Raw genomic sequence first — 24,576 nt, forward strand, 5'->3', positions numbered from 1 at the left:
TACGAAATCCATTTCTTATCCTTCACTTTCAATCAACCAAAATACATCGAAATCTTTCACCATAATGGCATTATAGTATTATCTTGTCGAAGTGAATGTCTACATCCTCGCGCAATTTGCTGACGTGCGGTTTTTTTCCTGGTCAGACAGGAGCCCCTGCTGCGCCCACTTAGATTGGAACAGGTCGCTTTTTGCGACCACGCTGCCAAGCAAAAGAGGCTTCAGGGACGTCAGAGAAAAACGGAGGTATACGACTAAATAATCTTTTTTTGAACAATCGCTTGAAAGGTCACGGTTTAGTAAATTTGAGGCCAAGATCACAAAGAATTGAGAACAGAAGGCACCTGCTTTTCGACGCCCACTAACGATTATTTAGTCAGTTCTTTCTGAGTGCCGAAGAGCTTAAAACGTTGTTCTAGTAGGGTATTCCCCAGTTAATACGACGAGGCAAAATCACTTCAATTCTGCAATTTCTATCTAGTCAACCTCGGCAAAACCACCCCTCCCCAACCTCTCCACCCCCAACCGCACCCTCTCCCCCTCGCTCAATCACCACCCCATCCCCTCAACCCCCACCAACTTCACCCCAACCCCAACCTTCTCCCCACCAAAAAACTCCTCGGCGCACCACCATTCAAACTCAATATCGCCACCGTTCCACTCCCCCCCGCGATCACCCCGCTCACCTTGATATCCACCGGTGCGGTCTCATTGGAGAACCACTGCAACGCCGGGTTATCGCTTCTCGCCGCGAGCACTTGCGGGGTGGCTGCGGGGGTGTGGGATTCCGCCGAGGTCAGTAGCAGCGACGACCACGTCGCTAGGCCCACCAGGGCGGCGAGCAGTGCCAGGGCCTGGACGGTTTGCGCCGGGGTGATCCGTGCGGTGAATTTCATGGGTTGTCGCTCCTTGTTGTCCCTGCTGCCAGCCTACGCGGCAATTCTCTCCGTTTTATTTCACATGCCTTACATGTTCGCCGGGCACGATGGGGTGGGACGCCAAGGAGCGCGCGGGTGATGAGCAGGCAGCAGGGTTTTACGTTGATCGAGTTGATGGTGGTGCTGGTGATTATTGGGATTGCCAGTGCGGCGATCAGTTTGAGTATCAGGCCTGATCCGTTGCAGTTGTTGCGCAAGGATGCCGAGCGGGTTGCGCAGTTGTTGCAGGTGGCGCAGGCGGAGGCTCGCGCCGATGGGCGGCCGATTGTGTGGGTGACGGATGCCAAGGGGTTTCGCTTTGGGCGGCGTGGGAATGATGGCGTGGGGTTTGAGTCGTTCAAGGAGGATGCGCAGTTGCGCCCGCGTGCGTGGCAGAGCCCGAAGGTGGAGGTGCGTGTGGAACCTCGGCAGACGGTGGTGCTGAATGCCGAGTGGATCAATCCGCCGTTGCGGCTGATTTTGTCTGATGGGGCCAATCGGCTGAGTGTGCTGCGCGATGGCAGTGGGCGGATCAGTATTCAATGAAGACTCAGCAAGGGTTCACTCTGATCGAGGTGATGGTCGCGATTCTGCTGATGGCGGTGGTGAGTCTGATTGCCTGGCGCGGGCTGGACAGTGTGACGCGGGCGGACAGTCATTTGCAGGCGAGCAGTGAGCAGAGCGATGAGTTGTTGCGGGTGTTGAATCAGTTGCAGCGGGATGTGGACATGCGCGCGGGGGTGGAGTTGAGCGAGCCGCGCAAGGTCGGGGCTGAGGATGAGGCGCCGACCGCGCCGCCGGCGGTGACGGTGCGCAGTAGTGATAGCAAGGGGTTTCGGCTGGACATTATTCGTAGCGCGGCGGATCAGCCAGGGGCGTTGCAGCGGGTTCGGTGGTGGGTCAAGGGCGATACGTTGTATCGGGCGGTGGCTGAGGCGCGCAGTCGCTATCCGTTGCCGGCGCCTGGGAATGGGGTTGCGGTGTTGAGTGAGGTGAGTGACGTGCAGGTGCGGGTTTGGGAGGTGGATAAGGGATGGCGGCAGTTGAGCGGGAATCGGCGGGAGGATCCGTTGGGGTTGGAGATTCGTTTGAGTCGGCAGACGGCGCAGGGGGTTGAGCGGTATCGGCAGGTCATTGGGTTGTTGCAATAGCCGGATCACCGCGGTTTTTTTGTAGGAGTGAGCCTGCTCGTGAGTGCGGTGGGTCAGTCAGCATTGTTGTTACTGGTAGACCGCTTTCGCGAGCAAGCTCGCTCCCACAATTGGGTTGGGGGCGGTCAGTTGCAGGTTGGGTGGCTGTTAGGCCGTCATCGCTGGCAAGCCAGCTCCCACAGAGATCGAGTGCGACCGGAAGATATTGGTCAGCTGGGCAACCGCTTTCGCGAGCAGGCTCGCTCCCACAATTGGGTTGGGGGCGGTCAGTTGCAGGTTGGTTGGCTGTTAGGCCGTTATCGCTGGCAAGCCAGCTCCCACAGGGATCGAGTGCGACCGGAAGATATTGGTCAGTTGGGCAACCGCTTTCGCGAGCAGGCTCGCTCCCACAGGGGATCTGTGTGTGGCAGGCAGTTAGCTGAGGACGACCACGCCGCCGGGGAGTTCGGTGCATTTGACGCCGTAGGCATCGCGGATCAGCAAGGCGACGCCGGCGAGTTGGTCGAGGTTGAAGCGGGCCTGGACGCGGCGTTGGCCGAGTTCGCGGTTGAGCAGCAGGAGCATGCCGGGGCGGTAGCGGTTGATTTCGTCGATCATCTGGCTGAGGGTGGCGCCGTTGAACACCAGCACTTGTTGGCGCCAGTTCATCACGGCGGCGGTGTCGACGGTTTGTACGTTGCCGATTTGCCGTGCGTCGTAGGTGACTTGCTGGCCCGCTTCGAGGCGCAGGTTGCGGCCGTCGATGGCGACGTCGACCGTGCCGTCGAGGCAGGTCACGCAGACTTGCTGGTCGGTGTTGCGCAGGTTGAAGCGCGCCTGGCTGGCGCGCAACCACCCTGCCCCGGCCTGCATCGCCAGTGGCAGGCGTGCGGTTTGCACTTCGACTTCGCCGCTGACCAGTTCAAAGCCCTGCACGCCGTTTTCGACGCTGCGCTGGTTGATGCGGGTCTGGGTGTTGAGTTCGAGGCTGACGCCTTGCGCCGGTTCAACCCGGCGCTGCTGGCCGACTTCGGTGATGTAGTCGGCGCCCAGTCCTTCGAAGCCACCGGGAATCGTGCCGCGCACCAGCAGGAATGCGGCGGATGCCGCAATCGCGCCGCCGAGAAATGCCCGTCGACCGAAGCCGCGTCGGCCCTGCACGGCTTCGGCGGCCGGTTGCAGGTGATGCCATAGCCGCTTGGCTTCTTCGAAGGCCCGGGCGTGTTCGCCACTCTGCGCGCACCATTCGCGCAGGGCGCGGGCGTCGGCGACAGTGGCACGGCCCGAGGTCAGCAGGATCAGCCAGTCGTGGGCTTCGCTGTGCAGAGACTCGGTGGCCGAGGGCTCGGCGGGTTTCAGTCGAAAGATGTTCAAACGCGCAAATTCTCAACGGATTAATCGGGTCACTATTCGCTAGACGGTTTTCCGGCCCCGCGACCGAACCGCTGAAACACTTTTCTTTCCAGTTTCGCTGCGCAGAAGCCCAACGCGGCTTTGATTTCCTTTTCAACCATGCGCGTGGAAATGCCGAAACGCTGGGAGATTTCCAGGTGTGGCGCCTCTTCCAGCCGCGCGGCGATAAAGATCCGCCGACGCCGTGCGGGCAGTTCGTACAAGGCGCTGAGCAGGGCCTGCATCTCCTTTTGCCCACCGACCACCCGCGCCGGGTCGAGGGCTTCGTCGCCCAGTTGCAGCAGTTCCTCGACTTCGGTGCCGGTGAGCAGGCGCGCATCGGCCTGACGGCGGTCGGCGGCGATGTTCAGGGCCATGCGATACAGGTAGGCGTTGGGCTTGAGCAGGTTCGGCGGGGTTTCCATGCGATCGACCCGCAGCCAGGTTTCGTGCAGCACGTCGTTGGCCAGGTCCTCGGAACCGAGGCGGCGGCGCAGGCGCACGCGAAAATCCTCGTAGGAGCTGAGGAACAACTGGCCCATCACGCTTTGTCCGGCGTCTTTCATCCCCCGGAAACTCCTTCCCATCTCGTGCATTCCATGCGTTTCCCTGACGACTCCGGTAACAACAGCAACGTGACCGGCTGGCGCAAGGCGCTGGGCGTCGGCCGATCGATTGTGAGGTTGCGAAAACTCTCCACCAGCGCGTTATCGCGCCGTACATCGCCGGTCGAAGTGACCAACCGGTTGTGCTGCACCACGCCGTCGCGCCCGACCCACACCTGCAACACCGCGCGATAACTGCCCGGCCGGGTCAGCGGCGAAAGGCACAGCTTGCGCTCGATCGCCGCTTGCACCGCCGTCGCATAACTGCGGTTGACCGCGACAGCGGCCGGCGTGGGTTTGTCCGTCGGCACTGGCAGGTCTTCCACCTGCGCCGCTTGCAGGGTGAACGCGTCGGCGCGGGCGTAGCGCGCCATCAACCCGGTGCCGCCGAGCAGATGACGCAAGGCGTCGGCGGCGGTGAATTCGCCATCCACGGGGAGGGAGCGGCGGCCCCGGCTCAACTGGCTGTCGACCAGCACGGCAACGCCCGTGGCGCGGCTGTATTGATCCAACGCCCGAGCGAGTTCCTGCGCGGGGATGTGCAAGGTCATGCGCATGTCCGCCGCTGCCGGATCAGCATGGGCTGCGCTGGCCAGCAGACCGAGCAACCACCCCAGACCCGCGCGGCGCACAAGCGTCGCCGAGCGCTGAAGACTGATCCGCGAACTGCCTCGCTGCACGACTGGCGCACCCCTGAAAATCGCTATCCTGCGGGGCATTTATGACTCTGGTATGACGGGCGGTGCAAAAAAACCATCACGGGTTTTGCGCCGCGCTTGCACTAGACTCAAACCCCAGAGCGGCCCATTCGGGCGGGCCAGGAGGCGGACATGAAAACGCGGTGGATGTGGGTCTTGCTGATGACGGTGGGCGCGGCGCAGGCGGAGGAGCCGCTGGGTTGTGTCGAGGTCACGGTCGGCGGTTACAAGGCGCCGAATTACGATTGCCTGAGCCAGCAGATGGGCAACAACCCTGACGGCGCGGCGGCGGCGCAGAAGAACATGGAAGCGTTGAATGTGCCGGTGCACAAGCGACCGCCGAATCAGGTCGGACTGGCGACCCCGGCGGCGACCAGTACGCGGATGGGCAATACGTTTGGCACCTCAGTGAAACCGCAGCGGCCGCCGCAGTGAAGGACTGATCGTTCCCACGCTCCTGCGTGGGAATGCAGCCCGGGACGCTCTGCGTCCCATTGGAACGCGGAGCGTCCCTTGAGGCATTCCCACGCGGAGCGTGGGAACGATCGGCGTTTACCTCTTCTTTCTCTCGTTTTGTTTTTACGACGCAACTCAATCGCTCGGGGTCTGGCGGAAGCTGACGGCCAAGCGATTCCAGCTATTGATCGTGCTGACCGCAACCGTCAAGTCCACCAGTTCACCTTCATCAAATTGCTCGCGCGCCTGTTGGTAAACGTCATCCGGCACGTGGCTTTCGGCCAACAGCGTCACCGCCTCGGCCCAGGCTAGCGCCGCGCGTTCGCGGGGGTTGAAGAAGTTGCTGTCGCGCCACACCGCGATCGCATACAAGCGCCGATCACTCTCCCCGGCTCGCCGCGCGTCCACCGAATGCATGTCAGTGCAGAATGCGCAGCCGTTGAGTTGCGAAGCGCGGATCCGGATCAATTGCAGCAGCGGCGCTTCGATACTCAGGTTGGCGGTCAGCGCCTCCATGGCAAGCATCGCTTTCATCGCCTTGGGCGACGCGTTGTAGTAATCCAGACGCAGGGACATGGCGCGGCTCTCGGCAGGCGGAATGATGAGTTCACGGTACGGGCTGTGCAGGCTGTGTTACAGCCCCAATTCCACGAATTTCGGCTACACCACTGAACCTCGGCCAAACGCAATATCTGTGGGAGCGAGCTTGCTCGCGAAAGCGGTTTCCCAGACAAATATTCATCCACTGCACCACCGCCATCGCTGGCAAGCCAGCTCCCACAAGGTTTAACGTCGTTCACAAGATTTGTGCACGCCGCAAAAACTGTGGGAGCTGGCTTGCCAGCGATAGCGGAGTGTCAGACAACGAATCTGTTCAATGACCCACCGCCTTCGCGAGCAGGCTCGCTCCCACAGGGACTTGCGCCAATTTGCGGTTTTTACTCCACGCAACTACTGCCAAAAGCCCAACAACGCTAATCTGACCGACACCTCACTCAACACCCGGGAGCCTCGTCGGTATGGAACTTCATGTCGTGATCAACGGCCGCAAGGATCTTGCCGGCCAGCTGTATCAGCAGTTGCGCGCGGCGATTGAATCCGGGCGACTGGCGGCGGGTACGCAGTTGCCGCCGAGTCGCTTGCTGGCCGAGCAATTGGGCATCTCGCGCAAGACCATTTCCGACACCTATGCGCAGCTGACCTACGAAAATTTCCTCACCGGGGTGATTGGCAAAGGCACCTATGTCAACGCCCGCCCGGCGCAGGTGCAGCGCAAGCAGAGCCACACCGAGCTGGCCAGTGCCGAGGTGATCGAGAGCTGGCGCAATCTGCCGGTGTTCCTCCGTCACCCGACGCTGCAAGGTTCGCTGCGCTACGACTTCATCGGTGGCGCCACCAGCAAAGCCCAGTTCCCCCACGACGACTGGCGCCGCTGCGTCGCCCATGCGATGCGGCAGATGGCGCAGTCGAAAGGTTTCTACAGCGTCGCCGAAGGCTTGCCGGCGCTGCGCAATGCGATCGCCCGGCACATCGCCTTTTCTCGTGGCATCAACTGTCAGGACGAGGACATCGTGGTGTGCAACGGCGCGCAACAAGCGCTGGACCTGATTGCTCGCGTACTGACCCGCCCCGGCAGTCTGGTGGCGATGGAAGATCCGGGCTATCCACCCGCGCGCTTGCTGTTCGGCACACACGGCGCCGAAGTGGTCGGGGTGCCGGTGGATGCCGAGGGTATTCAGGTCGAGCAGATTCCCGATGGCACGCGGCTGATTTATGTCACGCCGTCGCACCAGTTTCCGCTGGGCATGGCGATGAGTCAGGCGCGCCGCGAGGCCCTGCTTGCCCGTGCCTATGAGCTCGGCGCGATCATCATCGAAGACGATTACGACAGTGAATTCCGCTACGAGGGCCGGCCTACCGACTCGCTGTACAACCTCGATCAGCGCGGTATCGTCGCCTACGTCGGCACCTTCTCGAAAACCTTGCTGCCGGAGTTGCGCCTGGGCTACGCGATCCTGCCGCCGTCGATCATCGAAGCGGTGATTCGCGCCAAGCAGTTGACCGATCTGCACGCCTCGACCCTGCCGCAATGGGCGCTGGCCAAGTTCATCGCCGAAGGTTGCCTGCTCAAGCACATCCGCCGCTGCCACACGATCTACGCGCAACGCCGCGAACGCATCCTGGAGCGCATGGCGACGGATCTGGCGCCATGGCTGCAAGCCGTGCCGGCCAGTGCCGGATTTCACATGGCGGTGTTCTGCAAGGTGCCGATCGATTTGCCGCTGGTCATCGAGCTGGCAAAAAAGGTCGAGGTCGGCCTGTATGCGATCAGTGGTTTCTACTACCAGCAGCCGGCGAAAGAAGGCCTGTATTTCGGCTTCGGCGCCATCGAAACCCTCGACATCGACATCGCCCTCGATCGCCTGCGCGACATCCTCGAACAGCTGTCATGAGCCGTTGGTATAAGGCTTTTACCGCCGATTGGTTATTGGTGATTCACGGCGGCAGGCCTATTCTGCACAGGCGTTACCCCTCAATGAGCAGGATTCGTCCGGCCTGATTCAGGAGTGTGAGCAATGTCCAACGAAGTGATCAACACGGTTGAGGTCAAGGCGGTTGCGGGCCGCTCGGAAGAGCTTGGCAAGCAATTGCAGAAGATCGTCGATACCCTGCGCGAAACCCCGGGCTGCGATTCCTACCTGGTCGACCGCTGCCCCGAGGACAGCCACCGCTGGACGGTCAGCGCGCGCTGGCAGTCGGAAGCGGCAATGCAGGCGCATTTCAACCGGCCCGAGGCACAGGGGTTCATCGACCTGATCGACAGCCGCCTGGCCAATAGCGTGGATTTCAACAGCTTTCCCATCGTCTGAACCGGCCTCTTCGCGAGCAAGCTCGCTCCCACAGGGTTATTTGTTGTTCACAAGATGGGTGAGCAACCGCAGAACCTGTGGGAGCGAGCTTGCTCGCGAAGGCGATTTGCGCCGCACCGAAATCCTTCCGAGGCCAATTGGTCACCTGATCTTCGCGAATATTGGCCGTTTGAACCGGCCACATTGCGGCCTACTGTGAGCACACCCCAACCATCACAGGTAACCCGCCATGAAAGCCCTGCACCTCGTCGCCGCCGCCCTCGCCTTCACCCTCTCCGCCTCGGCAATGGCTCACGATCCGTCCGAGAAAATCACCATTCTGCAGGAACAACTGCTGAAAAACGCCCCCGGCAAGAAAGCCATGATGATCGAAGTCGACTACCAGCCCGGGCAATCCTCAATCGCCCATAAGCACGAAGGTACGGCGATGGCTTACGTACTCGACGGCGAGGTGATTTCACAGGTCAAGGGCGAAAAAGCGATCACTTACAAGAAGGGCCAGTTCTGGTACGAGCCGGCCGGTTCCGAGCATCTGGTGTCGAAAAACGCCAGTTCGACCAAGCCGGCCAAGTTGCTGGTGTTCATGGTGCTGGCCCCGGATGAGCAGGTGCTGATCCCGCTGGACAACTGATGGCTGCGTGACCAGCCATAAACGAAAGGCGCGAATCGAGCATTTGCGCCTTTTTTATTGCCTTGGGGCATTACCTGCAAACGCTTAAAGCCAATAAAACTAAACCCGCACAGGTTATTCAGGCAACGGTCAGGCCGGCAGGTTTACCCTGAATATCCGCCGATATCTTCGGCCCGTGCACACTCCTCGACAGACCTTGTTTCACGGGAGAAACACCATGAAACCTGCGCTTCCCGCCCTGCTGGCGATCTCCGTTTTGCTGCTTTCTGCCTGCTCTGTTCCCACTGCTCCGCAAGCCGTGTCATCCCTCGACACGCTGCTGCCGCACCCGACCGGTCGCAGCAGTGCCACTTTGGTCAAGAGCGGTCCCGGCGTCTCGCTGGGGGTGATTTACAGCCCCGGCACCCAGGCCAATCGACAATACCTGCGCGAGTATCAGGCCAAGGCCGGCACCGGTTTTGGTCAGAGCCTGCTGGTGCAGCCGATCCACGACGCCTACGTCGCCAGCTCCAGCCCGGATCGCGCGGTGGAGTGGGTCAACGCTTCGCTGCAACGCCAGTTCGGCTCGGTGACGGTGTACTCGGACATGCAAAGCCTGCGTGCCGCCAGACCGGATGTAACCGCAATCGTCGACACCCGCAGCCAGTTGATCACCTCGCGCAGCTCGGATATCCGCGCGGATGTCAGTGCCGATTTTTACGATGCGCAATTGAACTACATCGGCACGGCGAAGGGCTCGCAGGCGCGGGAACTGACGCCGGTGTGGGCGGACTTCAAGCGCTCGGAAGAGATCGTCGCGGATATCAATCAGCAGGAGGAATTGCAGTTGGCGGCGTTGCGGGAGTTTGACCGTTCGCTGAGTAATCTGGTTGTGCGGCCGGGGGAGAAAGTGTCGATGCTTGAGGGTAAACCAGCTCAAAAGTTGTATTGAATGTAAGTGCCTCTTCGCGAGCAGGCTCGCTCCAACATTTGGAATGCGATCAACTGTGGGAGCGAGCCTGCTTGCGAAAACGCCAGCCCAGACACCAAAAAAAACACAGGCATAAAAAAGCCCCGGCATCTCGCGATACCGGGGCTTTTTCATTCAGCCACTACTTACGCCAGTTCAAGCTCGGCGTTCGCAGCAACCGCAGGCAGGATCGCTTGCCCGCTCAACGCCAGATCCAGCAGTTCGCGGTTGGCCACCGCGTACATGGCGTAGTCCGTACCGCTCGCAGCACGGATTTCCACCAGCATGGCACGCCAGCGTTCGATCATGCTTTCGTGCTGGGCCATCCACAGCGCCAGGCGTGCTTCCACGTCCTGGGAACCGTCGCCCTGTTGCAGGACGGAGATGGTAATCGCCCGTTGCTGCCAGTCGACATCATCACGGAACGCTTCACGGGCCAGAGCCTGCCAGTTGTTTTCCACCGGCAAGGCGCTGATCTGTTGCAGGTACCAGGTGATGTCCAGCGCAGAGCCGACGGCGAAGTAAGCCTTGGCCACTTCGGCCGGGTCCTGCCCGGTGACGTCGGCGGCTTCGATGATCGGCAGCAGCGTGTACAGGTGCGAGGTGCCCGCAACCATACGCGCCAGCAATTCCGGCACACCGGCTTCGACGTACGCCTGATAGCGCGACTGCCAGTTCTCGCGGATTTCGCCGCTGAGCAGTTCGTCGAGTTTCAGGCCCAGCTCTTTCAGGTGCGGACCGAAATGCGCGACGTCACGGGCAGCGTTCTGCTCGTTGCGACGGGCACGCAGGAACCAGCGCGTGGCGCGACGGCCCAGACGCATCAGCTCGTCCATCAGTTCCAGCTGCACGTCAGCGGAAACCTGATAGTCCAGCGCTTCGATCTGACGGAACCAGTGCGGGAGGTGGAAGATGTCGCGCACGATCACGTAAGCGCCAGCCACGTTCGCCGGGCTCATGCCGGTCGACTCTTTGAGTCGCTGCACGAAGGTGATGCCCATGTGGTTGACCAGATCGTTGGCGATCTGGGTGCTGACGATCTCGCGCTTCAGACGGTGACGACGCATGGCTTCGGAGAACTTGCTGACCAGGGTCGGCGGGAACGCCGTTTCCATGTCGCGGGTCAGGTAATCGTCGTCCGGCACCAGCGAGCCCAGCAGCTGTTCCTTGAGGTCGATCTTGCTGTAGGAGATCAGCACCGACAGCTCAGGACGGGTCAGGCCGTGGCCCTCAGCGACGCGCTCGGTCAGTTGCTCTTCGGTCGGCAGGAACTCGATGGCACGGTCCAGCTTGCCACGACCTTCCAGATCGCTCATCAGACGCTTGTACTCAGCGATGCGCGCGTAGGCACGGCGCGCCGCCAGGGACAGGGCCTGAGTCTGCTTGTAGTTGTTGCCCAGCACCAGATTGCCGACTTCGTCGGTCATGCTCGCCAGCAACTGGTTGCGTTGCTTGTCGGTCATGTCACCGGCCTGAACCACTTCGTTCAGCAGGATCTTGATGTTCACTTCGTGGTCGGAGCAGTCCACGCCACCGGCGTTGTCGATGAAGTCGGTGTTGGAACCGCCGCCATTCAAGCCGAATTCCACACGACCCAGTTGGGTCATGCCGAGGTTACCGCCCTCGCCCACCACTTTGCAGCGCAGCTCATTACCGTTGACGCGCAGTGCATCGTTGGCCTTGTCGCCGACATCGGCGTGGCTTTCGGTGCTGGCCTTGACGTAGGTGCCGATACCGCCGTTCCACAACAGATCCACCGGCGCCTTGAGCAAGGCATTGAGCAGTTCGGTCGGGGTCAGCTTGTCAGCCTGGATGTCAAAGCGTTCTTTCATCTGCGGCGAGATCGCGATGCTCTTCGCGCTGCGCGAGAAGATACCGCCACCTTCGGACATGATGCTGGTGTCGTAGTCGGTCCAGGCCGAACGCGGCAGGTCGAACAGACGCTGACGCTCGACGAAGCTGGTCGCCGGGTTCGGGTTGGGGTCGATGAAGATGTGCATGTGGTTGAACGCAGCGACCAGTTGCAGCTTGTCGGACATCAACAGGCCGTTACCGAACACGTCGCCGGCCATGTCGCCGACGCCAACCACGGTGATGCTGTCTTCCTGAACATTGATGCCGCGCTCGCGGAAGTGGCGCTGTACGCCGACCCACGCGCCTTTGGCGGTGATACCCATTTTCTTGTGGTCGTAACCGGCCGAACCACCGGACGCAAACGCGTCACCCAGCCAGAAGCCGTAGTCGATGGCGATGCCGTTGGCGATGTCGGAGAAGGTTGCAGTGCCCTTGTCCGCCGCGACTACCAGGTACGGGTCATCGTCGTCATGACGCACGACGTTGACCGGCGGTACCAGTGCGCCGTCCTTCAGGTTGTCGGTGATGTCCAACAGACCGGAAATGAAGATGCGGTAGCAGGCGATGCCCTCGGCCGCGATCTCGTCACGGCTGCCGCCCAGTGGCAGACGACGCGGCAGGAAGCCGCCCTTCGCGCCCACTGGCACGATGACCGAGTTCTTCACTTGCTGGGCTTTTACCAGGCCGAGCACTTCGGTGCGGAAGTCTTCTTCACGATCGGACCAGCGCAGACCACCACGGGCAACGTTGCCGAAGCGCAGGTGCACGCCTTCGACGCGTGGCGAGTAGACGAAGATTTCGAACTTCGGCACTGGCTTGGGCAGCTCAGGGATAGCATGCGGGTTGAACTTGAAGCTGAAGTACGACTTGTTCTGGCCGTTGGCGTCAGTCTGATAGAAGTTGGTGCGCAGGGTGGCTTTGATCAGGTCGAGGTAACGACGCAGGATGCGGTCTTCGTTGAGCACCTGAACGTCGTCCAGTGCGGTCAGAATCGCTTGTTCCAGACGCAGTTGCTTGTCTTCCAGATCATCGCTGCCGAGCTTGCGCGCCAGGTAGAAACGGGTCTTGAACAACCGGGTCAGTTCGCGAGCGATGTCGGTGTGGTTGTTCAGGGTGCTGGCGATGTAACCCAGGTCGAAGCCCAGACGAATCTGCTTCAGGTAACGGGCGTAGGCACGCAGCAGCGCCACGTCGCGCCATGGCAGACCGGCGGTCAGCACCAGACGGTTGAACGCATCGTTTTCGGCATCGCCGCGCACGATGTGCACGAACGCGTCCTGCAGGGTGTCGTTGAGTTGCTGGATGTCGAGGTCCAGACCTTCGGCAGCAGTGAACGCGAAGTCGTGAATCCAGAACTCGCGGCCGTTGGTGTGGCGCAGGCGATACGGGAATTCACCCAGTACGCGCAGGCCGAGGTTTTCCAGAATCGGCAGGACGTCGGACAGCGCCAGCGGCGTGTCGGCGTGATACAGCTTGCAATGCAGCTCGCGCTGGCCGGAAACCTGACCGAGTGGCTGATAGAAGCTCATCACCAGCGGATTTTTTTCGCTGAGGCTCAGCAGGTGCTGCATGTCGACCACGGCCGAATGCGCGGCAAAACGCTCGCGGTAGCCGGCCGGGAAGCCTTTCGGGAAGTCGGCCAGCACGTTGGTGCCGTGGGCTTCGCCGAAGCTCTCGACGGTCAGTGCGGCGTAGTCGTCCTGCCAGCTGCGGCAGGCCTGGACCACTTCTTTTTCCAGCAGTACCGGGTCGATGTCGAGGCGGTTCTTCGGATCGACGCGCAGAATCAGCTGCACGCGGGCCAGCACGGATTCCGAGAAGAAAGTCCAGAATTCGCAATCGGAAGCCTTCAGGCGCTCCATCAGCACTTGCTGGATCTTCTGGCGGACTTCGGTGGAATAGATGTCGCGCGGCACATAGGCCAGGCAGTAGCAGAAGCGACCGTACGGGTCTTTGCGCAGGAACACGCGGATCTTGTTGCGTTCCTGGATCTGCACGATCGACATCACGGTGGTGAACAGTTCGTCGACCGGGGTCTGGAACAGGTCGTCACGCGGCAGCACTTCGAGGACCTGTGCCAGTTCCTTGCCCAGGTGAGCCTTGGACTGGAAGCCGGAGCGGCGCTCGATTTCTTCGACCTTGCGGCGGATGAACGGGATGACCCGCACGCTCTCGCCATACACCGACGAGGTGTACAGGCCCATGAAACGGTGTTCCTTGATGACTTTGCCGTCGGCGTCGATTTCACGGATCGACACATAGTCCGGGTAAGCCGGACGGTGTACGCGGCTCGGGTGCGCAGCCTTGGCGAACGACAGCAGGGTCGGTTCGCGCAGGTAGGACACGGCGTAGTCTTCGATGCGCAGGTCTTCGTAGGTCAGGCCGGTGCGCAGCAGTTTGGTCAGGCCGAGGAAGGAATTCTGGTCGTACTCGATGTGACCGCCATCGGCCTGGTCGGTGACCACGAACTCTTCGTAGCCGAGGAAGGTGAAGTGGTTGCCCACCAGCCATTCCAGGAAGCTCTTGATTTCGTTCTTTTCGTCGGCATCGACCGGATAGGCGCTGTTGTCCAGCTGGGTGAGGATGTCCTGCACCTTGGCTTTCATCGGCTCGAAGTCAGCGACGGCGACGCGCACTTCACCGAGCACCTGCTCAAGCTCTTTGCTCAGCACGTTCAGCTCGGCCGCGTTGGCGCAACGGTCGATTTCCAGGTACATCAGCGATTCGTGCAGCACGCCTTCGCCGATGCTGCCTTTTGGCAGGACTTCCAGCAATTCGCCCTTGCTGCCACGACGTACGCTGAGCACGGTGGTCTGCAGGGTGTGAATGCTGTAGCCGCGACGGTTCAGCTCGGTACGCACCGAGTCGACCAGAAATGGCAGGTCGTGGTGCAGCACTTCGACCGCGGTGTGGGTCGACTGCCAGCCGTGGCGTTCGTAATCGGGGTTGTAGACACGCACTTGCGGTTGCGCGTGATCGAAGCGCTCAAGCAGGCGCCACGCAGAGAGAGTACAGCCAGCGAGGTCGGAGAGGCGACGTTGAGTCAGCTCGTCCAGGGAAATGATGCCGAAGAATTGTTCAGCGAACAGCGCCACTTGTGGCAGTGCCTGTTCACTGATGTGCTGCGCCAGTGCCGCTTGCAGTTGGTGCTGGAAGTCGGCTTTGCTGGCTGCGGTGAAGAACGCCATCTGTGGTACTCCGCTTAAGCTTGTTATTGATGGAAAGCGTCGCGTGCAACACCCCTTTCGGGGCTGGTGTCGCCCTGTTCCTGATTCTCGGGCAGAGGAAACAGGGAGACAGGTGGGTGAAGCTGGACGGGACACTCAGGTCACATTCACCTTCCATGAATGAGCATCTGCAAAAGCGACTGCCAACGCTGCCAGCAATGCCTTTACGGGTGCTCATCCGTTGCGCAGCTTAATGGGTGCGACAATGTGTCTGCTTGCGGTGCTGCGACATATTCGGTCATTGGCACGTAAATGCAGGGTTTGGCCTGCATCAACACTAGCAGGCGTGCGCCGAAATGCAGGTTCGAAACCCCGGTTTCACGGGACTTTCGTGCCAGGTCGGTCGCCGAGGACGTTACATATCCGGAAACGAAAACGCCCAAGGCCCTGTTATCGACCCTGAGCGTGGCATCCGGTTCAGCGCCAGCGGTTGACGCGGATCAGTCCGGCAGCTCCTCAAAGGCTCTGAATTTGCTCACCGTGGCGCAGTCGTAGCACATCGTCTGCAGGATCTGCTTGTCCATGCTGGCGTCAATGTTGCTCGAATCGCATTCGCGGCAGAACAGGCGCAGATGGCTGAGCAAGTCGCTGTCGAACGCCACGGAGGAAAAGAACTGCGGGACCAGTTCGTCACGCCAGTACATGCCCGGCGATTTGGAAAATCCGGCGCCGCTGTCCTTGAGCACCACGTCGTAGAGCAAGCGCTGCAAGGCCGTTTGCGGTACTCGCGCATCGCGATGGGCGTTCTTGCGCCAGTTGCGCGCGAGCGCGTCCTGCGCCGTGCTCAGCATGTTGCGCGGAATGGTGTTGGAGGCGTGACTGCGCCCTTTGGAATTGCCGGTGGCATAAAAGTGCGCGGCGTTTCGTACCGCCAAGCGGGCGAAGTAATACAACTGACTCACCGAGAAGTCCTGCAACAACTGCCCGACCACCTCTTCGGCACGGGCCTCGGCCGTGAAGGCAAAATCCACTTCAGCGGCCAGCACACGGATGTATTGAATGGACGCTTCGCGGGCGAGACTGAAGACCAGCGAATAGATTTCGCTCTTCCAGGCGGCTTTGACGCTGCCCGACAACTCCTGATACAGGACCTGATACAGATTCTCGCGAGTACAGCGCGTTACGCCGTCGAGCGTGACGCTGGGCAGCCAGCGCACCGCGCTGTACTCGCGGATATTGCAGCCCTCGCTGCGATCGAAGGCGTTGATGTCGGAATCGGTGGAAACTGCCAGCACCCCGGCCTCGTGCAGGCCTTTGAGCAGCTCCTCACGGGCCTCGAACGTCAGGGCGAGCAGCTCTTCTCTGGATGGCGCATTCAACGGCGCAATCCATTCAACGGTCGCGCCGTAACCATCATCCAGCAAGGCGAGCAACGTCAGCTTCTGGACAAATCCCAGATTGGCGTAAGGCACTGCGGGGCATCGCGCGCCATATCGAGCTTCCAATTCCAGGCGATCACGCGCGGCCCGGGCGGCAAGCTGCTGCTGGCGCACCTTGAAACATTCTGTGCAGCTGCAAGTCGTGTGGCGGGTATTGGTGCCTGGAAGGCTTTGCTGGTGCTCACAGCGTACGCATTTGAAGGTACTGCGCAGCGAAAGCGGAGTACCTCTGGCGTGTCGGCGCACCCACATCGGCAGTTTGCAGTAAGGACAGCTGAGGTCGGCACTGATGACCGGGGGCAAAACCTTGAGCAGACTGCGCACCGTTGCAGGGATCTGAAATTCCGCCATCAGCGCGGCAGTTTTCTCGCCTTCGAGATAGCGCTTGTAGATTTCCTCGATCTGTTCATCGGACAGGTGGCGGATTTGTTCGGCGCGGTCGAAATATTGGGTCATGGCAAAGTTCCCTTTTTGGGGTTGTCGTAACGCACTCCATTGCGCAAGAGCGGCGAAACTAACGGTAAAAAGGCGGCGATCACAAGCGAAAAATCGCAATTTCGGATGGATTTTGCGCATCCGGTAATTGCCTTACGCTGGCGTCGGATTTTCCCTTCTTGCTACTCGGAAATGGGCGACGGAAATATCCTGCTTTGCCACTTTTTACCGATGCAGGCAGCGCAAACCGGTTGAGACTGGCAAAATCGCGCCTTCGAAAAGACTCACCGCCGCCACTGCCCAGGATTTCCCCCATGCAAATGACCACCGCCCTACTGATCGTCAACCCGTGCGACGACGAAGAAGACAACATGGCCATGCTCTGCTGCCACAGCGACAAGGGCGAGATGTTCCTGATGAGCCGTTATCCGGATGAGGATGAGCTGGAGATCACCCTGGATGGCGAGCCTTCGACGCTTGACGGAGTGAAGGTCACGCTGACGTCGAATCTGCTGAAGATCGAGATTGCTGCGGCGGATGCCGATGCGTTGAATGGCGATGATGTGCTGGAGATCAGTTTTAATCCGGATATGGTGGATATGGATGAGGTTGTCGAGACTTTGAAGAACATTCTCGATGGCACCGGGACCTTTATCAGCGAGGTTTGATATTGACCGGGCTGGCCCTTTCGCGAGCAGGCTCGCTCCCACATTGGAATGCGTACATCAGACCCTGTGGGAGCGAGCCTGCTCGCGAAGAGGCCGGAACTGCCATCCGATAAGTTTCCTGCTGACAGGAGATCAAAAGATCGCAGCCTTCGGCAGCTCCTACAGGGGATCGCATTCCAACCGGGAAGCTGCCAAAAGCCGCGATCTTTTGCTCTTTTGCACAAAATGCCGTTAGTCGCCGCCCCCCACGATGGATTAAAGTAACGCCCCCAGCCCCGGCGTTATCCAGACGCCCCGGCCACCCCCTTTCCAGGAACAGTCACCGATGGAACATCGTGAAGCGCTGCTGGCGCTGCGAACCTTTCTTTCAACGCAGATTCTCGGCCAGGAAAAACTCATCGAGCGTTTGCTCATCGCCCTGCTCGCCGACGGCCATATGCTGGTCGAGGGCGCACCCGGTCTGGCCAAGACCAAAGCGATCAAAGAACTCGCCGAGGGCATCGAAGCCCAGTTCCATCGAATCCAGTTCACCCCCGACCTGCTGCCGGCCGACATCACCGGCACCGAAATCTACCGTCCGGAAACCGGCAGTTTCGTCTTCCAGCAAGGGCCGATCTTCCACAATCTGGTGCTGGCTGACGAAATCAACCGTGCGCCGGCCAAGGTGCAATCGGCCTTGCTCGAAGCAATGGCCGAGCGCCAGGTCAGTGTCGGGCGCAGCACCTATGAGCTGTCGCCGCTGTTTCTGGTGATGGCCACGCAGAACCCGATCGAACAGGAAGGCACCTATCCGCTGCCGGAAGCCCAGCTCGACCGTTTCCTCATGCACGTCAAGATCGGTTTCCCCGACGCCGCTGTCGAACGGCGCATCCTCCAGCAGGCCCGTGGCGAGGCGCTGAACGGCGAGACCAAGCCCGAGCGTCGGGTCAGCCAGCAGGCGATCTTCGCCGCGCGCAAGGAAATCCTTGGTTTGTACATGGCCGACGCCGTGGAGGAATACCTGGTGCAACTGGTCATGGCCACGCGCAACCCGGCCAAGTTCGATCCGGAAATGGCCGAATGGATCGCCTACGGCGCCAGTCCGCGCGGCTCGATCGCCCTCGATCGCTGCGCCCGCGCCCACGCCTGGCTGGCCGGTCGCGACTTCGTCAGCCCGGAAGACATTCAAGCGGTGCTGTTCGACGTGTTGCGCCATCGCATCATTCTGTCGTTCGAAGCCGAAGCCGCTGGCATCGATCAGGATCGCGTGGTGCAGCGGATTCTCGACGTCGTCGCCGTCGCTTGACCCCCATGAACGCCGCCCTGCCCTCCGAACCCGGTATCCGCATCAGCCTCGCCGAGCTGATCGAAATGCGTCACCGCGTGCGCGAGGTACAACTGTTTTCGACGCCGAGTCAGCGCAGCCCGCTGATCGGCCTGCATCACTCGAAATTCCGTGGGCGTGGCGTCGACTTCGACCAAGTGCGGGTGTATCAGGCCGGTGACGACGTGCGCACCATCGACTGGCGCGTCACCGCGCGCACGCAGGAACCGCACACCAAGCTGTTCCACGAAGAGCGCGAGCGACCGATTTTCATCATGGTCGAGCAAAGTACGCGGCTGTTTTTCGGCTCGGGGCTGATGTTCAAGTCAGTGCTGGCGGCGCAGGTTGCAGCGTTGATCGGCTGGGCCGCGCTGGGGCACAACGACCGCGTCGGCGGGTTGGTGTTCGGCGACAACGAGCACTACGAAATCAAGCCTCGCCGGAGCAAGCAGAGCCTGCTGCAATTGCTCAACCGGCTGGTCAAGGTCAACCAGTCGCTGCACAGCGAGCGCGAGCCGGATCGCGATGCCTTCGGCGTGGCCCTGCGCCGCGCGCGGGAAGTGCTGCGCCCGGGCAGTCTGGCCATCGTCATTTGCGATGAACGCGCGTTGTCCGACAGCGCCGAGCAGCAGTTGAGTTTGCTGGCGCGGCATTGTGATCTGCTGATGCTGCCGCTGTCCGATCCGCTCGATCACGCCCTGCCCGCTGCCGGCCTGCTGCGCTTCGCCGAGCGTGGCGCGCAACTGGAAATCGACACGCTGAATTTCGACCTGCGCCAGACCTACCGCGCTCAGGCCGAAGCGCGCATCGCCCGTTGGGAATTGCTCGCACAAAAGCTGCGAGTGTTGCTGATGCCGTTGAGCACGCAGAGCGAAATGGTCGAGCAGATGCGCGAGTTCCTCAACCCGCAGCGTCCGGGGAAAGGTCGATGAACGGCCTCGAACAACTGCAACCGCTGATCTCGCCGCCGCCGATCGCCTTCTGGCCGCCGGCGCCAGGCTGGTGGCTGCTGCTTCTGCTGTTGCCGCTGCTGGGTTTTGCCGTGTGGAAGCTGCGCCGTTTCACTCCGATCAAGAAACGCCCGGTGGTACGCGCCGAGCAACCGCTGGACCCGGTGCGCATCGCCGCGCTCGCCGAACTGGCGCAAATGCCCAAGCCTTACGACGGCGCTCCGGCCGGTGCCTGGCTGCAACAACTCAACGGCCTGCTCAAACGCCTGTGCCGCAACCACTATCCGTACAGCCAGAGCCACACCCTCAACGGCCGCAAATGGCTGGCTTTCCTCGATAACCGCTGCCCGGCTGCCGGCCTGACGCGCTGGATGGTGCTGGTCGAAGGCGCGTACAAGCCGGAATGCAAACTCGATGACAAAGCCATCGCCGGCCTGACCCAAGCGGTCGACACGTGGATTCGCAAACATGTTTGAGTTCGCCTGGCCGTGGATCTTCGTGCTGTTGCCGCTGCCGTGGTTGATGCGTCTTGTCCTGCCGGTGGCCGACAGCGGCGAGCCGGCGCTGAAAGTCAGCTTCCTCGCCGACCTCGAAGGCCTCGCCCACCGCCGCGCCCGCGCCAACTTGCCGACCTGGCGGCAGCAGGCGCCGTTTATCCTGTTGTGGCTGATTCTGCTGACCGCCGCCGCCCGCCCGCAATGGCTTGGCGAACCACTGCCGATCGCCGCCAGCGGTCGCGATCTGCTGGTGGCGGTAGACGTGTCCGGCTCGATGGATTTCCCCGACATGCAATGGCAGGACGAAGAAGTCAGCCGCCTATCGCTGGTGCAGCACTTGCTCGGCGATTTCCTTGAAAGCCGCGACGGCGACCGCGTCGGTTTGATCCTGTTTGGCAGTCAGGCCTACCTGCAAGCGCCGCTGACCTTTGACCGGCGCACCGTGCGCGTCTGGCTCGACGAGGCGCGGATCGGCATCGCCGGCAAGAACACCGCGATCGGCGATGCCATCGGCCTGGCCCTGAAACGCTTGCGTCTGCGCCCGGCGCAAAGTCGCGTGCTGATTCTGGTCACCGACGGCGCCAACAACGGCGGCGAAATCAATCCGCTGACGGCCGCAAAACTCGCCGCCAGCGAGGGCGTCAGAATCTATCCGATCGGCATCGGCGCCAATCCCGAGGACAGCGGCTCGACCGGCCTGCTCGGGGTCAATCCGAGCCTTGATCTGGATGAGCCGGCGCTCAAGGCCATCGCCGAAATCACCGGCGGCCAGTACTTCCGCGCCCATGACGGCCTGGAGCTGCAAGCGATCAAGGACACCCTCGATCAGCTCGAACCGGTGACCCAGCAACCGACTCAGGCACGCCCAGCGCAAGCCTTGTATCACTGGCCGCTGGGGTTGGCGCTGTGGTTGAGCCTGTTGCTGGTCGTCCGCGAACTGTGGCCGGACAATCCGCTGCAACGCCTGTTTACCAAGCAACTGTATTTGCAAAGTCCACTGCCGGACTGGCGTGAGCGCTTGCAGCGTTTGCGCCTGCGGAGGCGCCGATGATCGCGCTCTGGCCGCACTGGTTCCGCCCTTGGTGGCTGTTGCTGTTGCCGCTGCTCGGCTGGCTGCTCTGGCAACTCTGGCACCGACAGAAACGCGCCGGTCGCTGGCAGATGATTCTGCCGCTGGCATTTCACGCTGCGCTGCTCAGTGGCGGCAGCGGGCGCCAGAGCAAACTGCCGTGGATCGCCCTTGGTGTGGCGTGGTTGCTGACCATTCTGGCCTTGCTCGGGCCGAGCTGGGAGCGCGTCGAACAGACCAGCCAGAAACCCGCCGATCCGCTGGTAGTCGTGCTCGAACTGACCCCGGAGATGCTCGCCACCGACTCGCCACCGACGCGTCTGGAACAGGCGCGGCGCAAGCTGTTCGACTTGTTGCAGGCGCGCAGCGATGCGCAGACCGCCATCGTCGTTTATGCCGGCAGCGCGCACACGCTGGTGCCGCTGTCGGATGACCTGGCGACCAGTCGCAATCTGCTCGACGCGCTCAAGCCGTCGCTGATGCCGGAAGCCGGCCACCGCGCCGATCTGGCCGTGGGCAAAGCATTGGCCTTGCTCAAGCAAGGTGCGCTGGGACAGGGTCGGATTCTGCTGATCGGTTCGTCGCTCAACGAAGAAGAACGGCGAGGCATTCGTCGTGCGCTGAATGGCGAGTCGACGCAACTGCTGATGCTCGGCATCGGCACCGCTGAAGGTGCGCCGATTGCCCAGGAGGACGGCAGTTTCCTCAAGGACGAGCAAGGCGCGATCCGCGTGCCGCAACTCGACAGCCCGGGTCTGGCGACTTTCCTCAACAGCGTCGGCGGTGAGTATCACCCGGCGCGACTCGACGAGGCTGATCTTGGCGCCCTTGGCCTGCTCAACGGCCCGCGCAGCCTGCGCGACGACGGCCAGACCGTGCGCCTCGATACGTGGGCCGATCAGGGCTATTGGCTGCTGTTGCCGCTGTTGTTGCTGGCTGCGTGTGCCGGGCGCCGTGGCTGGCTGTTCTGCCTGCCGCTGCTGTGGTGCCTGCCGCAACCGAGCTACGCTTTCGACTTCGAAGACTTGTGGCTGCGCCCCGATCAACAGGGTTTGCACTTGCTCAAGCAGAAACGACCGGCCGAAGCCGCGCAGCATTTTGACGATCATCAATGGCAAGGGGTGGCGTTGTACGAGGCCGGCGACTACAGTGGCGCCGCTCAGCGTTTTGCCGAGGGCAGCGATGCCCGCGCCCACTACAATCGTGGCAACGCCTTGGCAAAAAGTGGCGAGCTGGAAGCGGCGATCGATGCCTACGAACAGGCGCTCGAGCTGCAACCGGATCTGCGTCCGGCGCAGACCAACAAGGCGCTGGTGGAAAACCTGCTGAAGCAGAAAAACGCCCCGCCGCCGCCCGAACCGGATAACCAGCCGAACGAACAAAGTCTGCCCGGCGATGAGCCCTCGCCCACCACCGCGCCCCCTCCGGCGGTGAGCAGTGAAACCCAGAGCGAGGCGCAACCGGCCGAGTCGGCCAGCGAACCGCCGCCGACCGCCCCGCCGCTGCCCGGCCCCAATGAAATCCCCGGCAGCAACGAGGAAGAGGAAACCGACACGGTGCCGACCCTGCGCCCGAGCGAGAACAACCTCGAAGGCGAGCAGCGTCAGGCGCTCGAGCAATGGCTGGGCAAGATCCCGGACGACCCGGGCGAACTGCTCAGGCGCAAATTCTGGTACGAACAGCAACAACATCAGGATCAGGAAAACAATCGATGACCCGCTTCACCGCTCTCTTGCTGCCCCTGCTGATCTGCACGGCCACCGCTCAGGCGGCCGAGCTGACCGCCAGCGTGGATCGCAGTCGCCTGAACTCCGGCGAGACGGTCGAGCTCACCCTCGAAACTGACGACGTCACCCAATTCGGCAAGCCCGATCTGTCGGCGCTGGAAGCGCTGTTCGAAGTGCGCGGCACGCGCCAGGTCAACCAGCTCAACACCCTCAACGGCGACAACCGCGCGACCACCCGCTGGATCATCACCTTGCTGCCGAAAGAGAACGGCAGCGTCGTGATTCCGCCGCTGCAACTGGGCGAAGCACAGAGCCAGCCGATCACCGTGCAGGTGATCGCCAGCGACAACCGCGAAGACAGCAACAGCCTTGATCCGGTGTTCATCGAAGCCAGCCTCGATCAGACCAGCGTCTACGTGCAGGCCCAGGCCATCCTGACTTTGCGCATCTACCACTCGGTTTCGCTGTACGACGACAGCAGCCTGAGCCCGCTGCAAATTGCCGATGCGCGCATCGAACAACTTGGCGACACGCGCACCTACGAGAAAGACATCAACGGTCTGCGCCACGGCGTGATCGAGATGCGCTACGCGATCTATCCGCAACACAGCGGCCTGCTGACCATCGCGCCGCAGACGTTCAGCGCCACGCTGGTCGATACCGCGCCATCAGCAGACGCCTCGGGGCCCAAGCCCGGCAAACTGATGCGCGTCAGCTCGGCGTCGATTCCGCTGACGGTCAAACCGAAACCGCTGACCTACCCGGTCGATGCGCCATGGTTGCCGGCGCGCAGCCTCAGCCTCAGCGAAAGCTGGAGCCCGGAACCCGACCACACCCAGGTCGGCGATTCCCTGACCCGCAGCCTGACCCTGAAAGTCGAAGGCCTCGCCAGCTCGCAACTGCCAGCCCTGCCCGCCACCGACGTCAACGGCCTGCGCCGCTACCCCGATCAACCGGTGCTGAGCAACCAGAGCAGCGACCGCGGCATCATCGGCAGCCGCGAAGAACGCGAAGCCCTGGTGCCAAGCCGCAGCGGCGCGATCGACCTGCCAACCGTCGACGTGGTCTGGTGGAACACCTTCGAAGACCACCTCGAACACAGCAGCCTGCCCGCGCGCACCCTGCAAGTGGCGAACAACCCCAGCCTGCAAATCGACACCCCGGCCGGCACCCTGCAACCGAGTACGCCCGACAACGACACCCTGTGGTGGTGGAAACTCAGCACCCTGATCCTCGCCTGCACCACCCTGCTCGGCTTCGGCCTCTGGTGGCGCGCCCGCTGGCAACCGGCAATCCACCGCGCCGCCCAGACCGGCCCTAGCCCACGCACCCTGCTAGACGACATCAAACGCGCCAGCCAGGCCAACGACCCCCACGCCACCCGCCAGGCACTGGACGCCTGGGCGCGGCAGCAGCCGGAGACACTGGCGGACATGGCAGCGCGGTTTGTGCCGTTATCGGATGCGCTGGATGGGTTGAATGGTGCTCTGTACAGCGAGACGGGGCAGCATTGGCAGGGTGAGGATTTGTGGCGGGCGATTCGAACGATTCCAGCGGCGGAACGAGTGCAGGATCCGGTGAGTGAGAGTGGATTGCCGCCGCTTTATCCGAAGTGAAAAGCGAAAGATCGCAGCCTTCGGCAGCTCCTGCAAGGGAATGCATTCGCAGCCTTTGTTTTTTGTGGTGAGGGGATTTATCCCCGTTGGGCTGCGAAGTAGCCGCAAATTCCGCAACTCAAATATGCCTGACACACCGCAGGGTCTGATTTTGCGACTGCTGCGCAGCCGTTCAGGGCGGTGCGACGTTTCGCTAAATCCCC

The 24,576-nt window shown here is 61.7% G+C and carries 20 protein-coding genes and 1 pseudogene; 14 read left to right on the forward strand and 7 right to left on the reverse strand.

Going from position 1 to position 24,576, the window contains the following annotated elements; genetic code table 11:
• Positions 1-532: 532 nt before the first annotated feature.
• Positions 533-896 (reverse strand): annotated as a pseudogene (locus HU724_RS16325) (type II secretion system protein N); the annotation flags it as partial.
• 120 nt (positions 897-1,016) lie between these two features.
• Here HU724_RS16325 and HU724_RS16330 point away from each other — a divergent pair.
• On the forward strand, positions 1,017-1,463 hold the full coding sequence (locus HU724_RS16330) for a GspH/FimT family pseudopilin (RefSeq protein ID WP_186569553.1): 447 nt from the start codon (positions 1,017-1,019) through the stop codon (positions 1,461-1,463).
• On the forward strand, positions 1,460-2,068 hold the full coding sequence (locus HU724_RS16335) for a type II secretion system protein GspJ (RefSeq protein ID WP_186569554.1): 609 nt from the start codon (positions 1,460-1,462) through the stop codon (positions 2,066-2,068). Before HU724_RS16330 ends, HU724_RS16335 begins: the two co-directional genes overlap by 4 nt.
• Positions 2,069-2,482: 414 nt before the next feature.
• On the opposite strand, the gene HU724_RS16340 is transcribed toward HU724_RS16335, so the two are convergent.
• From HU724_RS16340 to HU724_RS16350, 3 genes are read right to left on the reverse strand one after another with little or no spacing between them, the layout of a single operon-like run.
• Complete coding sequence (locus HU724_RS16340; protein ID WP_186569555.1) at positions 2,483-3,421, reverse strand: FecR family protein; 939 nt, start codon at positions 3,419-3,421, stop codon at positions 2,483-2,485.
• Between the two features lie 32 nt (positions 3,422-3,453).
• Positions 3,454-4,005, reverse strand: a complete 552-nt coding sequence (locus HU724_RS16345; RefSeq protein WP_122698125.1) for an RNA polymerase sigma factor — start codon at positions 4,003-4,005, stop codon at positions 3,454-3,456.
• Positions 4,002-4,724 carry an STN domain-containing protein gene (locus HU724_RS16350; protein ID WP_186569556.1) on the reverse strand — a complete coding sequence of 241 codons (723 nt, stop codon included), beginning with the start codon at positions 4,722-4,724 and terminating at the stop codon, positions 4,002-4,004. The genes HU724_RS16345 and HU724_RS16350 overlap by 4 nt, the downstream gene beginning before the upstream one ends.
• Positions 4,725-4,874: 150 nt before the next feature.
• On the opposite strand from HU724_RS16350, the gene HU724_RS16355 reads away from it, so the two are divergent.
• Positions 4,875-5,177 (forward strand): hypothetical protein, encoded by a 303-nt coding sequence (locus HU724_RS16355; RefSeq protein ID WP_122698123.1) that lies wholly within the window; start codon positions 4,875-4,877, stop codon positions 5,175-5,177.
• A gap of 156 nt (positions 5,178-5,333) precedes the next feature.
• Here HU724_RS16355 and HU724_RS16360 read toward each other — a convergent pair whose 3' ends face one another.
• Complete coding sequence (locus HU724_RS16360; protein WP_076562576.1) at positions 5,334-5,774, reverse strand: carboxymuconolactone decarboxylase family protein; 441 nt, start codon at positions 5,772-5,774, stop codon at positions 5,334-5,336.
• Between the two features lie 443 nt (positions 5,775-6,217).
• Here HU724_RS16360 and pdxR point away from each other — a divergent pair, with 443 nt between their 5' ends.
• The 4 genes from pdxR to HU724_RS16380 all read left to right on the forward strand — a co-directional run bounded on the left by pdxR (position 6,218) and on the right by HU724_RS16380 (position 9,630).
• The gene (pdxR, locus tag HU724_RS16365; protein ID WP_186569557.1) at positions 6,218-7,651 is read left to right on the forward strand and encodes a MocR-like pyridoxine biosynthesis transcription factor PdxR; all 1,434 of its coding nucleotides are present in this window, start codon (positions 6,218-6,220) and stop codon (positions 7,649-7,651) included.
• Positions 7,652-7,774: 123 nt separating this feature from the next.
• The gene (locus tag HU724_RS16370) at positions 7,775-8,068 is read left to right on the forward strand and encodes a putative quinol monooxygenase (RefSeq protein WP_016774982.1); all 294 of its coding nucleotides are present in this window, start codon (positions 7,775-7,777) and stop codon (positions 8,066-8,068) included.
• Positions 8,069-8,297: 229 nt separating this feature from the next.
• On the forward strand, positions 8,298-8,699 hold the full coding sequence (locus tag HU724_RS16375) for a cupin domain-containing protein (RefSeq protein WP_186569558.1): 402 nt from the start codon (positions 8,298-8,300) through the stop codon (positions 8,697-8,699).
• A gap of 217 nt (positions 8,700-8,916) precedes the next feature.
• On the forward strand, positions 8,917-9,630 hold the full coding sequence (locus tag HU724_RS16380; protein ID WP_186569559.1) for an ATPase: 714 nt from the start codon (positions 8,917-8,919) through the stop codon (positions 9,628-9,630).
• A 164-nt stretch (positions 9,631-9,794) separates the two neighbouring features.
• On the opposite strand, the gene HU724_RS16385 is transcribed toward HU724_RS16380, so the two are convergent.
• Positions 9,795-14,690 (reverse strand): NAD-glutamate dehydrogenase, encoded by a 4,896-nt coding sequence (locus HU724_RS16385; RefSeq protein WP_186569560.1) that lies wholly within the window; start codon positions 14,688-14,690, stop codon positions 9,795-9,797.
• Between the two features lie 479 nt (positions 14,691-15,169).
• Positions 15,170-16,564: a hypothetical protein gene (locus HU724_RS16390; RefSeq protein ID WP_186569561.1), complete on the reverse strand. Its 1,395-nt coding sequence runs from the start codon at positions 16,562-16,564 to the stop codon at positions 15,170-15,172.
• Positions 16,565-16,857: 293 nt separating this feature from the next.
• On the opposite strand from HU724_RS16390, the gene HU724_RS16395 reads away from it, so the two are divergent.
• The 7 genes from HU724_RS16395 to HU724_RS16425 all read left to right on the forward strand — a co-directional run bounded on the left by HU724_RS16395 (position 16,858) and on the right by HU724_RS16425 (position 24,373).
• Positions 16,858-17,211, forward strand: coding sequence for a hypothetical protein (locus tag HU724_RS16395; protein WP_116658751.1), 354 nt, complete (start codon positions 16,858-16,860; stop codon positions 17,209-17,211).
• Positions 17,212-17,536: 325 nt separating this feature from the next.
• A complete protein-coding gene (locus HU724_RS16400) occupies positions 17,537-18,496 on the forward strand; it encodes an AAA family ATPase (protein ID WP_007913915.1) in 960 nt (319 codons plus the stop codon).
• Between the two features lie 5 nt (positions 18,497-18,501).
• Positions 18,502-19,446 (forward strand): DUF58 domain-containing protein, encoded by a 945-nt coding sequence (locus HU724_RS16405; RefSeq protein ID WP_016774988.1) that lies wholly within the window; start codon positions 18,502-18,504, stop codon positions 19,444-19,446.
• A complete protein-coding gene (locus tag HU724_RS16410) occupies positions 19,443-19,940 on the forward strand; it encodes a DUF4381 domain-containing protein (protein ID WP_186569562.1) in 498 nt (165 codons plus the stop codon). The genes HU724_RS16405 and HU724_RS16410 overlap by 4 nt, the downstream gene beginning before the upstream one ends.
• A complete protein-coding gene (locus HU724_RS16415; RefSeq protein WP_186569563.1) occupies positions 19,933-21,012 on the forward strand; it encodes a vWA domain-containing protein in 1,080 nt (359 codons plus the stop codon). The genes HU724_RS16410 and HU724_RS16415 overlap by 8 nt, the downstream gene beginning before the upstream one ends.
• Positions 21,009-22,745, forward strand: coding sequence for a tetratricopeptide repeat protein (locus HU724_RS16420; RefSeq protein WP_186569564.1), 1,737 nt, complete (start codon positions 21,009-21,011; stop codon positions 22,743-22,745). The genes HU724_RS16415 and HU724_RS16420 overlap by 4 nt, the downstream gene beginning before the upstream one ends.
• Positions 22,742-24,373: a BatD family protein gene (locus HU724_RS16425; protein ID WP_186569565.1), complete on the forward strand. Its 1,632-nt coding sequence runs from the start codon at positions 22,742-22,744 to the stop codon at positions 24,371-24,373. The genes HU724_RS16420 and HU724_RS16425 overlap by 4 nt, the downstream gene beginning before the upstream one ends.
• Positions 24,374-24,576 lie beyond the last annotated feature (203 nt).

Source organism: Pseudomonas iranensis (assembly GCF_014268585.2).
Lineage (GTDB): Bacteria > Pseudomonadota > Gammaproteobacteria > Pseudomonadales > Pseudomonadaceae > Aquipseudomonas > Aquipseudomonas iranensis.

What these genes read in the sequence shown, in the direction of transcription:
- HU724_RS16330 (WP_186569553.1), top strand. Translation starts at nt 1,017, where the DNA reads ATGAGCAGGCAGCAGGGTTTTACGTTGATCGAGTTGATGGTGGTGCTG.
- HU724_RS16335 (WP_186569554.1), top strand. Translation starts at nt 1,460, where the DNA reads ATGAAGACTCAGCAAGGGTTCACTCTGATCGAGGTGATGGTCGCGATT.
- HU724_RS16345 (WP_122698125.1), bottom strand. Translation starts at nt 4,005, where the DNA reads ATGAAAGACGCCGGACAAAGCGTGATGGGCCAGTTGTTCCTCAGCTCC.
- HU724_RS16355 (WP_122698123.1), top strand. Translation starts at nt 4,875, where the DNA reads ATGAAAACGCGGTGGATGTGGGTCTTGCTGATGACGGTGGGCGCGGCG.
- HU724_RS16360 (WP_076562576.1), bottom strand. Translation starts at nt 5,774, where the DNA reads ATGTCCCTGCGTCTGGATTACTACAACGCGTCGCCCAAGGCGATGAAA.
- pdxR (WP_186569557.1), top strand. Translation starts at nt 6,218, where the DNA reads ATGGAACTTCATGTCGTGATCAACGGCCGCAAGGATCTTGCCGGCCAG.
- HU724_RS16370 (WP_016774982.1), top strand. Translation starts at nt 7,775, where the DNA reads ATGTCCAACGAAGTGATCAACACGGTTGAGGTCAAGGCGGTTGCGGGC.
- HU724_RS16375 (WP_186569558.1), top strand. Translation starts at nt 8,298, where the DNA reads ATGAAAGCCCTGCACCTCGTCGCCGCCGCCCTCGCCTTCACCCTCTCC.
- HU724_RS16380 (WP_186569559.1), top strand. Translation starts at nt 8,917, where the DNA reads ATGAAACCTGCGCTTCCCGCCCTGCTGGCGATCTCCGTTTTGCTGCTT.
- HU724_RS16385 (WP_186569560.1), bottom strand. Translation starts at nt 14,690, where the DNA reads ATGGCGTTCTTCACCGCAGCCAGCAAAGCCGACTTCCAGCACCAACTG.
- HU724_RS16390 (WP_186569561.1), bottom strand. Translation starts at nt 16,564, where the DNA reads ATGACCCAATATTTCGACCGCGCCGAACAAATCCGCCACCTGTCCGAT.
- HU724_RS16395 (WP_116658751.1), top strand. Translation starts at nt 16,858, where the DNA reads ATGCAAATGACCACCGCCCTACTGATCGTCAACCCGTGCGACGACGAA.
- HU724_RS16400 (WP_007913915.1), top strand. Translation starts at nt 17,537, where the DNA reads ATGGAACATCGTGAAGCGCTGCTGGCGCTGCGAACCTTTCTTTCAACG.
- HU724_RS16405 (WP_016774988.1), top strand. Translation starts at nt 18,502, where the DNA reads ATGAACGCCGCCCTGCCCTCCGAACCCGGTATCCGCATCAGCCTCGCC.
- HU724_RS16410 (WP_186569562.1), top strand. Translation starts at nt 19,443, where the DNA reads ATGAACGGCCTCGAACAACTGCAACCGCTGATCTCGCCGCCGCCGATC.
- HU724_RS16415 (WP_186569563.1), top strand. Translation starts at nt 19,933, where the DNA reads ATGTTTGAGTTCGCCTGGCCGTGGATCTTCGTGCTGTTGCCGCTGCCG.
- HU724_RS16420 (WP_186569564.1), top strand. Translation starts at nt 21,009, where the DNA reads ATGATCGCGCTCTGGCCGCACTGGTTCCGCCCTTGGTGGCTGTTGCTG.
- HU724_RS16425 (WP_186569565.1), top strand. Translation starts at nt 22,742, where the DNA reads ATGACCCGCTTCACCGCTCTCTTGCTGCCCCTGCTGATCTGCACGGCC.